Source organism: Brucella grignonensis (assembly GCF_002252505.1).
GTDB classification, from domain to species: domain Bacteria; phylum Pseudomonadota; class Alphaproteobacteria; order Rhizobiales; family Rhizobiaceae; genus Brucella; species Brucella grignonensis.
The window spans coordinates 226,327-236,606 of record NZ_NNRL01000168.1 but is presented as its reverse complement, the minus strand read 5'-3'; the positions used below and the strand labels follow the sequence as shown (position 1 = coordinate 236,606).

Below are 10,280 nucleotides of genomic sequence, written 5' to 3'. Positions count from 1 at the left end.
GCCAATATTGAAATACGTAACCCCTATTCCCCCGTTGTCCCCAACAGTACCGCCAGCCCCGTAGAAAGAAGGGTAGTACCCTGCCCCCCCTCCGTCACCCCCTACGGTTTGACCGAGAGATGGTGTTAGCATGACAAGCATGGGAACACTGGCAGCGCTTAAAATAGCCAGAAACGATACGGAGCGCGCCAGGGCAGAGGCACGATTGTTGATTGCTGAACAACGCGATTGACGCGTCTTGGAGATATAGGTCAATGTAAACTCCTGCGTAGAAATTAATAAAAAGGTTAAATGGAAAAACGTGTGGTGGCCGTTTCCGCGCCACTGGCGGCCATTGCGAGTACGAAAGCGCCTGCATGCAGGCTGTGTGTAAACTGTACGGGCGCACTCGAAGAGATCGGCACTGCTGTCTGTCTCGATCGACTAATCATTTTATCTTCCAAACGCGCCTTCAAAAATCGCAGTGTATGAATGCCGAACCTGCAAAGGGCTTGTTAGGCTGCCAATCCTCGCCAATTGAAGCTTGCGGGAAACATCGCGCCCGCACGCCGCGCAACAGTATTGTCTGCCGCATCCGAGCGCTGCCGGTCTGCGGCCGAGAAACGCAAATGTGCGCTTGCCTTGCTGGCAATCAGAACAACGAAAGGATGTGGCCAGATGGGAAATGAAACCGGGCGAGATTGCCATAGTGTTGCCTTCTGACTGCACCTTCACCCCACCTGCCTTCAACAACCCCAGAACCTTTCCGTGAAAAAATCTGAAATCAAAAAACGCATTCCTGAAATAGTTGAACGAAGAATCGATATGCGATATATCACGATATTACTAATGTAATATAAATAATTATATTCTATATCTAAATATATTGCAACCAACCATATAATTTTAGATATGAATAAATTATAGTTTTATTATTAAGTATACTATATTATTTATAGTCTATCTGTATAAATAAATACAAAATGCTTTGCAAATGATTTTTATTCTGGTTGGAAATATCTGCATAAGAAGGTCTGCAGATGTGTCAAAGGCCCTTTCTGTTGATCTTTGTACACGTGTTCTTGCTGCCGTTTCGGCTGGTTCATCGCCTCAAGAGGCTGCGGAACGGTTTGGCGTTGGTGTGGCAAGCGTCAGCCGTTGGCGGAACTTTCAAATTGAAAAAGGAAATGTTCGTCCCGGACCTCTTGGTGGTGACCGCAATTCTCACAAGACGGAAGCCCATGCTGAACTGATTATGACCTGACTCGGCGAGCATCGGTGCGGCACCTTGATCGAGTTGCATGACGTGTTTGACCCAGGACTTTGGTGATGCAATTTTCTCGCACAACTGAAGGGAAGCATTATGGGCTAGCTTCTATACGGGAGCGCCACGATGACAGAGGTAGTCCGTCGAGCAATACAAAATGGTCAAGAGAGCCTGAGGGCGCTTTCCAGACGGCACGAGATCAATCAGAAGACCCGGTAGCCAAATGGAAAAAGGAGAACGTCCCTGGCTGATCTGCCAACGGGCCGAAAGAGCCACACGCGACAGCTATGTCTCTGGAACAGGAAACAATCATTATCACTTTCCGCAGGCACACGTTGCTTCCTCTTGATGATTGCCTCTACGTGTTCCAGCCGACGATCCCCCATCTGACACGCTCGTTGCTGCATTAATCCTTCAGCGTTATGATATTTCTCGGCTGCCTGATGTCGAAGGCGACAAGGAGCTGAAGAAGAAATTCAAGAGCTATCTCATTGGCTACTTCCACGTGGACATTGCCGAGGTGCATACGGCGCAAGGCAGGCTCTACCTCTTCGTAGCCATTGATAGAACTTTCAAATTTTCTTTTGTCCAATTGGACTACGGCGTAGACTCATAAACTGGGTCACCAGATACGGAACGCGATGAGTTTAATTTTAGCGAGGAAGTTGGCCGGGTTCTTGTCGTAACGTGTTGCGATGTCACAATAGTGTTTGATGCGGTTAAAGAAGCGCTCGACGAGATTTCTCTGGCGATACACCCATGGTGAGAACGCGAAGACGGCCCTTGCGGTTAGATTTGGATGGAATATTGGCCCATATTTTGCGGTCTGCTGCCGTCATCCGAATGGCATCGGTATCGTAAGCTTTGTCCGCAAGCAGCGTGCCGCCTTCTTTGATACACTCCATGAGATATTCAGCCTGAGAGCAGTCAGCAATTTGACCGTCCGTCAGGCAAAGATTGATCGGACGGCCTTCTGCATCTATAATTGCGCGGTTTCTGCTCGTGAGGTCGCCCCGGGAACGTCCCATGCCAACGATTGCCGGAATCCACTTTTTTCCTGTGGCTCCGTGCTGGTGAACACGAACACAGGTGCTATCGATCATCACGATGTCGCCAGCATAGACCGCAGAGACTGCCTTGGGCAGCCGATCCCACACACCGATCCCACACACCGGCACGTCGAAAACCAAACGAACCGGTTGTAGCAGGTTGTTGCAACACCATAGCGCTCTGGGATTTCCGACCACGACGAGCCAGTGCGGAAGCGCCACAGGATCCCGTTGAGAACCATACGATCATCAACCCGTGGAACGCCACGAGGTTTGCTCGGCAACAGCGGTGCAATGATCGACCATTCCCGTTCTGTGAGTTCATAACGGCGATATGTCATCCAAGACCTCCAGTTCAGGAGGGCTTTGAATCATTAATCCATTCAAATAAATAAGCCTATTAATGAGTGCACGGCCTAATGCTGTGCTTCGAGAGCGCCAGCGCGAGGGCATTGCGCTAGCAAAACGACACAGGGCTTATCGGTGACACAAACGCTCCCTGACGCTTGAACAAATCAGCGTGGTCAACAGCGGATGGCAGCTGACGAGCAAATAGCCAGGATCGCACACGAGCTTGGCATCAGCTGGGAGACGCTCTGTCAGTATCTTTATTTGGAAATTGTTGCTCTGCCGGGATTGGGGAGAGCTGATGCCAAGGGCATGAGCTATTCCGATTGAAGCACTGACTACTTTGCGCCGTTGGCTTGGCATGCCATCCGAAACGTAAGCTTCTCATGTGGACGACCGCGCAATTTTATGCAGTCAGTCGCGCCGTGCTCTATCGCTTGCTCTGCCCTGATCGACGGTCGAAAGAGGTAGCTCGCTCAGACTGAGGCAGAGCAAGCATGTTGGTAACCGATGAACTCGAACGCTTATGTGCGATTGTCGCTGCCATGAAAATTTGCACGATAAACAGGAAGTGGGGGCATCTTTCGACCAAACGGACACTTGAACTTCTGGAAAAGCACGGTGTCGAGACGCCAGATGGCTTTGTCAAACCAGCTTACAACATCGATAGTAAACCTCCATCTTCGTCGTTTGGGCTATGATCACGATTGGTTGGTTCGTGAGCCACCGGCCATGCGTTTCCAGGCGGAATATTCGAACGCAATCTGGCACTTCGATATGAGCCCGTCAGATATTGAATGCCTGAAAGCGCCGTCATCAATTCGGATCGGCATGGTGCGCGGACATTGATGTTGTTTTCCGTTTTTATGATCGCAGTGGTGTCGCCTATCAGGAATATAGCTGCGTCTATGGTGAAGACGTCGAAACTGCTATCCATGCAACAAGGCGCCTAAGAGCAAGCTCAAAGGGAACCGGAAACAAAGTCAGACCGCATGGGCGATTTCTGACGGCAGGTAACGATGGCGCCTGCAACTGAGTGTGGGCTGGATCATGACCACCAACTGCAAGCTAGAACTTCAATCCCAGTTAACCTGATATTACGCCCGGCAATCTCTTTCAGAAATGATAAGCCGCACGCAGGACTGCGGATTGATCAAGATAATGGTCACCGACACGTAAGCCGTATTCGCCGCGCAGCGCAAAGCCCTCATCCGTGATCCATTCGAGGCCAGCAGAGAAGTTGCCATATACGGACGATGCGCCGGTGGTCAGCGCGAACGGTGCGAGGTTGAACTTATCGAGTTTCATCTGCGTCGTCACCGCACCACCAGATAGAAAACTGGCACCGAGCGTGAGATAGGAGCGCAATGTCGTATCGCCGAAATTTGTGCGCCCACCAATTTCAAGCGATGGTGTCACCATGATCGAAGTGTTGGAATGTCCAAAGACACGGAGGTCGAAAATATCGGCGCCGTACTCACGGTAGCCAGACAATTTGATATGGTTGATGTCGAGATCGACATAGGGCCGAAGATACCACTCATGCATTTCGACCTCATAGGCGGCACGCAGACGAGCAGCAATGAAGCTGGACTTTGGTCGACTGGTCGCGATACCGCCCAATGTGTAGCGCTCGACATCACTTGTTTCAAAGCCCCCGTGTATCGCGGTCGCGAACTGCCAAGGACCGATCGTGTGCTTGAGTGCAATACCTCCAGAGAACGTATCGTTGGTTCCAGTCACGCGCGACGATGACATGTCTCCAAAGCCATAACTGAACGACGCGGCAGCGAACCAGTCCCGCATGATTTCCTTCTGTGCTCCAACTTGCAAGGCAGTCTGGCGGATATGATAGTCATTGTCGCTGTAAGTCATTCTGCGTTGGACCCAATTGGTATTGACACGACCCCAGACGCAATCGCTTTCTCGCAGCAGCACTCCTTCGCCAACAAACATCGGGCAACTCATCAACCGGTTCATCGAAGCAAAGGTTTCATGTACCTGATTGGCCGCGCGTGCGAACTGACCATCATGGGCGATGGCTCCCAGCGTCTGTTGGTACTGCTGCGCTGATTGAACCCCAACAAATGGATCGAACAGCGACCCCGATCGACTATCGGCCATATCCCAAAGCTCTTGAAGATGGCCAATGACATTCCCCTGATCCTGATTTGTTGCAAAGGTAAATGGTTTGAAATCGACGGATATCGACGGATCCTGCTTTCCACCATAACGATCCTTCATATTAAGGCTGAACAGCGGGGTGGAGGCCAACTTCGGCGTGGCAGCGACCGCAGGCGCTTGATCGAAGTGTGCAATTCCCAGCCAGACATCTTTTACCGGATTGCGCACCAATGGACTGATCATGCCGCCGAACGTCACTGTATCCGTAACGCGGATAAAATCGCTTTTGTGAGCTGCAAAATCCAGATCCGGGGCATAGATACCAGTCTGCTGGTTCAACGAGCCGGCAATGCGCGTTTCAAGAAATTGGCCCGGTCCTCCCGGATTTAACGTGCCCGCATTGTTAAGCCTCGTGGTCTGAACGGTTGCACCGCTCCACAACTTTCCCCCCGCGTTGTTATTAAACACACCGTTGCCGGTGAGGACGACATTACCCTGAATGATACCATTGTTGTTGACGACGACCGCCTGGGCGGCGCTGATCGCGGTTTTCGACTGGATGAGACCGTTATTGTTCACTGTTATTCCTGCCGGGGCCAAGATGCCTGTTCCACTATCCATACTGGCAAGCACGGAAGCAGATTTGTCTATGTTAACCCAGACACCACCGCTGCTACCATGAGAGCCATTGCTAAATGCAATAATGGCAGGTGAATCCTCACCACTGGCCTCAACCCTCGACTTCTCTTTCACATTGACTGTGACAGCACCGCCGTAAGCAGGGGTGTTGTTCACGGTTTGGTATTGGTAGAGGCGACCGTCCTTGAAAACACCGCCCCCGCCAATACTCATAGCCATGATCGCTGGCGCGTTCGCGCCGGTTGTCTTGATATGTCCTCCCGCGTTGATAGTAACGGCTCCGCCATTGCCCGGCCCGCTGACGAGGGACGTGCTGTTAATGAGATCGAGTCCGTAACGCGTAGAGGATTGATCTCCAGCGAGACCACCGCCGCCGCCGATGCTTTGCGCAAGGATGCCTATCGCACCGTTTCCTTGCGTGATGATGACCGAGCCATTGGTCGACAAATTCACAATGCCACCATTGTTTATATCAGAACCAGCTTCAGGTGGAGAACCAACGGCGTGCAAAGTCACCAAATTCGGTTGCGTCCCGAGACCCGCAATGCCGCCACCGCCACCAACCGATTGCGCGACGATGGCGTGTGCATTCGTCCCTGCAGTGGAAACAGCCCAACCAATGCCTTCAGTCACGGTTACTCTGCCACCCTTGCCTGTCATGCCGTTTGCACCGAACGTTATGTTGATCGGAGCAGCGATAGCACTGACACCGTTATCCACCTGTATCAGCCCACCGCCGCCGCCAATACTTTGTGCGAGAACGCCGAATGCGAGATCTCCTGTCGTCTGGGTGATGCCCGATGCGGTAACACTCACATCGCCACCGTCGACCGTAAGATTATTGATAGGACTATTATCTTGCACACTGCTGCCGAGTGACGCTGTCAGTGACGTTACGTTTGAATTGGCTGACACGGCCGCAATACCGCCGCCACCGCCAACGCTTTGTGCAAGGATACCGTGGGAGAATACGCCTTGCGTTCTAATGTCACCATTATCAGTGATTATGACATTGCCACCATTCGCCGATGGCGTGAGACCAAGGACGTTATTCGCTAAACCAAGCGAACCGCCGAGCGCGAATGACAGGGAAGATTTATGCCGGGTCGCGTTGCCGATCCCCAGCATCTGTGCGGTTGAAACACCGCCGCCGCCGCCAACGCTCTGTGCGACAATTCCGGCGGAGTTGATGCCGTATGTATTCAGTGCGCCATTATTGCTTACCGTCACAGAACCGCCATGCGCAGCGTAACTAAGGGAGGGTATGAGAAGAAGGCCTTTACCGCCAAGTGTAAACGAAGCGGTGGTCTCAACGGGCACTGTCGGAGTGTGAATGGCTCCTGTCACACCGCCGCCAAAACCGACGCTCTGCGCGAGGATTGCGGGCGCATGGGCGCCTTGAGTTTCGATTATGCTATGTGAATCGCTGGCATCGACAACGACGACACCACCCGACCCGGCGGATCCGTTTTGTCCGCCGTTTGTGAAATGCAACGCCTCAGTTCCTGCAGACGCACCCTTTGTACCAATGAAATCGAGAAATTTGGCGACGTCCTGAATGATTGCATCGACATTGATCACTCCGGCTTTTTTGAGCGTGTCTTCCAGGTCTTGGGCGTGTACGGTGCTCAGTCCACCCCCGCCACCGACTGATTGTGCCACAATGCCAGCCGAGCCGTCGCCAGTGGTTTTGATCGTGCCTGTGTTGGTAACGATACTCGGAGCCTTATCAGTTCCGCCACCGTTGCCGCCTGTGCCGCCATTGCCGCCGTTTTGAAGCGTTGGATTGAGTGTCGGTATGCCGAACGTTGGCAAGTTTGAGACACCGGAAGCAATAGCTTTAGCGAGTTCGTCGATACTGGAAAGCAGGCTCGATACATTGCTGGAGTCGATTGTGCCTGCATTGCCGCCACCATTGCCGATCGATTGTGCCAGAATGCCATACGCATGTGCTCCGGTCGTCGTGATCACGCCGTCGTTGCGGAGAATGAAATGGTCACCACTGCCACCTAAGCCGCCATTGCTACCGTTAGTGACTGCCATCGTCGCGTTGAGCTTCTTGTTCCATGTCGGGAAGTCCGGTATTTCTGAGGGGGCTGTGGCAATCCAGCTGGCTACTTTTGCTGCCGCGCTGGCAAAGCTGGTTGGCGAACCGACAATATCGTTGAATGAATTCGCGTCGTGCTGCTGTATGTTGCCGCCGCTGCCACCGCCGCCGCCAATCGACTGCGCCAGAATGCCGACAGATCCTGTATCCGTGGTGGTGATTTTGCCAATCTGGCTGTTTGTCACGCGTACCCAGCTCCCTTCGCCGCCAGCGCCGCCATTGCCACCCATTCGGACAGTGACCCCGACCTTAAGGTCTGACTTGCCAACTGTCGGTATTTTCATCGGGGCGAGCACTCCCCCGCCATTACCGCCGCCGCCGCCAATTGATTGTGCTGTAATACCATTGCTCATCGCACCCGAGGTCACGATATGGCCGGCATTGGCAATGTCGGGAGTATTGGCATTACCACCAACACCGCCCCCGCCACCATGTGTAACGGCAATGCTAACAGTACCGCTGGGGTTGTCACCGGTCGGTGGTGCGATCGTTATCGCACGCGTGTCGGCGAGGCCGCCATTACCGCCACCACCACCGATCGACTGCGCCAGGATGCCAGTGCTCAATGGTCCAGCAGTTGTGATAATTCCGTTGAACCTCTGGGTAAACTGAACAACGCCACCGTTACCGCCACCGCCGCCATCGCCACCGGTTGCGACCGTCGCATTCAAACCGATGCCGACACCGACTGCATTGGCCGATCCGGCATGGCCACCGCCGCCACCGATGCTTTGTAACAGGATGCCTGCTGAGGAGGCCCCAGTGGTTGTTATCCTTCCGGACGAAATTGCCTTGAGAATATTGCCCGCTGAACCGGCCACACCGCCCCGTCCGCCGATTGCGATTGCGGAAATAATGCCCGTCGTCGTTGAGTCGCCGCCAATACCGCCACCGCCGCCAATACTTTGCAAGATCGCGCCAGGGCTATGGTCTCCCGAAGTGTAGATCATCGAGTAGTTTTTCAAGGTAGAGTTGCCGCCGTTGCCGCCGCCTCCACCATTGCCACCAATAGTATAGAAAAGACCGTTGGTAGTGCCGCCCCAACCACCGCCGCCGCCAATGGAATGAGCGACAATACCGGCCGCATCATTTCCAGCTGTTTTAACGGTTCCGCTATTCGTTATTGTGATCGCGGGGGCTCCACCACCGGGTCCGCCGGAGCCAAATCCTCCTCCATCGCCGCCGAGGCCGCCTTGACCACCAAGTGCCTGCGCTAAAATGCCGTAAGCCCCGACTGTATCGTTGCGACCAGTCAATATGATGCCTGAGTTAGTGATGTTAATCGCGCCGGGCGTACCGCCAGGTGCACCGCGATGACCTGCTCCCCATGTCCCATCGCCACCATTGCCACCTTGCCCGCCCTTGCTCAGAGCCATGATGCCGATTGCACGATTGCCGGATGTCGTGATGGTTCCGGCGTTGTCAATCGTTATCGCCCCGGCATTTCCACCAGCCTTTGCGCGCGAATTGGAACCATTATTTGTCGCCGCATCGCCGCCGATCGACCGCGCAATCACGCCATAGATATCATCACCATTGGTGACTATTTTCGACGGCGCCTCGGATGTAAAATTGACCGCGTTGGCATTACCTCCGCTACCGGCGTTGACATGGCCGCCGAAGCCCCCGATAAGTTCGCCTTTGCCACCATTGCCTCCACGTGAAATCAGGCCTACACCGGCGTTGACATCTCCCGGACCCGGCCCGGTGACCGTGATTGTTGTGGAGCCGCGTAAATTAACTGTTGCAACTCCACCGTTGCCACCAGACCCCGCATCACGCTCGCCGCCGAAGCCACCCGCCAGCGCACTATCCTGACCGTAGCCGCCCCAGGACTGGACCGCAATGCCGAAGCCACTTCCGCTGACAGTGGTGTTGTTCAGCGTGATCCGTGCTAGATTTCCAGCGCTGCCTCCAATCCCGTAGCCGCCATTACTTCCGCCGGCATTTCCCCAATGGCCGCCAGCACCACCATTGGAATACATATTGATGCCCACACCTGCGCTCGCGATTGCGCTGTTCTCAACCGTGTAATCAATATTACGGCCCGAACCACCATTTCCGCCCCAATGATTAAGAGACGGGGGGTCTGCTCCGTCTCCACCGTGACCGCCGCTTACGTCGACAAAGACGCCGGCATTTCCATTCGCGGTTGAATGTATATTCAGGTTCTGATCGGTTTGTATAAAATCCCTTTGACCGGCACTGCCATCATGCCCGTTGTTGTCTGAGCAGCAACCTCCGTCGACACCACGATAGTCATAATTGACTGGTCCTGACTGGGCCAGCGCCAACGACATACCCGCTATCAATCCTGCACCTCCCATGATCATGGCCAATGCAGATTGTGGTAGGTACAAGATTGTCGTACTACGTAGATGTCTATAAGTGATCCGCTGCATACATCCTTCTCCCCGAGATAAATCATCAGCTGGAGCAGTATAACCAGATCAATCGTGTAAGAGAAATCGTATACTGACAGATCAACATGCCAGTTCGATGAATCAACCAAAGACGGTTCTGTTGAAAAGATTTTGTCAATGATTGCAATGACTGCATTCCGATCTTTAAGCGGCAGATTTTTTCCGACGCCCAAAGGCCGTCATTACGACAAGTCCATTATTTTTTGTGTGTTTGATGGTATCGGGCCTACAATCTGTACCTGCGGAACTTGAAGAAGATGATGGCCGAACACGACCTTCCCAAGAGCATCGCATCCCGGCACCAACCAGCGTCGGTTGCGACCACAAGTGACAAGAATCCGGCA

General features: G+C 53.5%; 3 protein-coding genes and 3 pseudogenes. 2 read left to right on the top strand and 4 right to left on the bottom strand.

Translation table 11 applies throughout. The features are described 5' to 3' along the window. Positions 1–255 (bottom strand): hypothetical protein (locus CEV33_RS24285; protein WP_208620250.1); only part of this gene is annotated, 255 nt, incomplete at its 3' end. 32 nt (positions 256–287) lie between these two features. Further along, the gene (locus tag CEV33_RS24100) at positions 288–431 is read right to left on the bottom strand and encodes a hypothetical protein (RefSeq protein ID WP_167388222.1); all 144 of its coding nucleotides are present in this window, start codon (positions 429–431) and stop codon (positions 288–290) included. A gap of 590 nt (positions 432–1,021) precedes the next feature. Between CEV33_RS24100 and CEV33_RS22610 the strand changes: the two are divergent. Both CEV33_RS22610 and CEV33_RS22605 read left to right on the top strand, forming a co-directional pair. Then, a pseudogene (locus CEV33_RS22610) lies at positions 1,022–1,240 on the top strand (IS630 family transposase); the annotation flags it as partial. A gap of 132 nt (positions 1,241–1,372) precedes the next feature. Further along, positions 1,373–1,841 (top strand): annotated as a pseudogene (locus CEV33_RS22605) (IS481 family transposase); the annotation flags it as partial. A 27-nt stretch (positions 1,842–1,868) separates the two neighbouring features. On the opposite strand, the pseudogene CEV33_RS22600 reads toward CEV33_RS22605, so the two are convergent. Together CEV33_RS22600 and CEV33_RS22590 are read right to left on the bottom strand one after the other, a co-directional pair. Next, a pseudogene (locus CEV33_RS22600) lies at positions 1,869–2,636 on the bottom strand (IS5 family transposase). Positions 2,637–3,759: 1,123 nt separating this feature from the next. Beyond that, complete coding sequence (locus tag CEV33_RS22590) at positions 3,760–9,915, bottom strand: autotransporter outer membrane beta-barrel domain-containing protein (protein WP_141211619.1); 6,156 nt, start codon at positions 9,913–9,915, stop codon at positions 3,760–3,762. Between the last annotated feature and the right edge of the window lie 365 nt (positions 9,916–10,280).

Coding starts and splice junctions, on each gene's coding strand:
- CEV33_RS24100 (WP_167388222.1), bottom strand. CDS start 431: ATGATTAGTCGATCGAGACAGACAGCAGTGCCGATCTCTTCGAGTGCG.
- CEV33_RS22590 (WP_141211619.1), bottom strand. CDS start 9,915: ATGCAGCGGATCACTTATAGACATCTACGTAGTACGACAATCTTGTAC.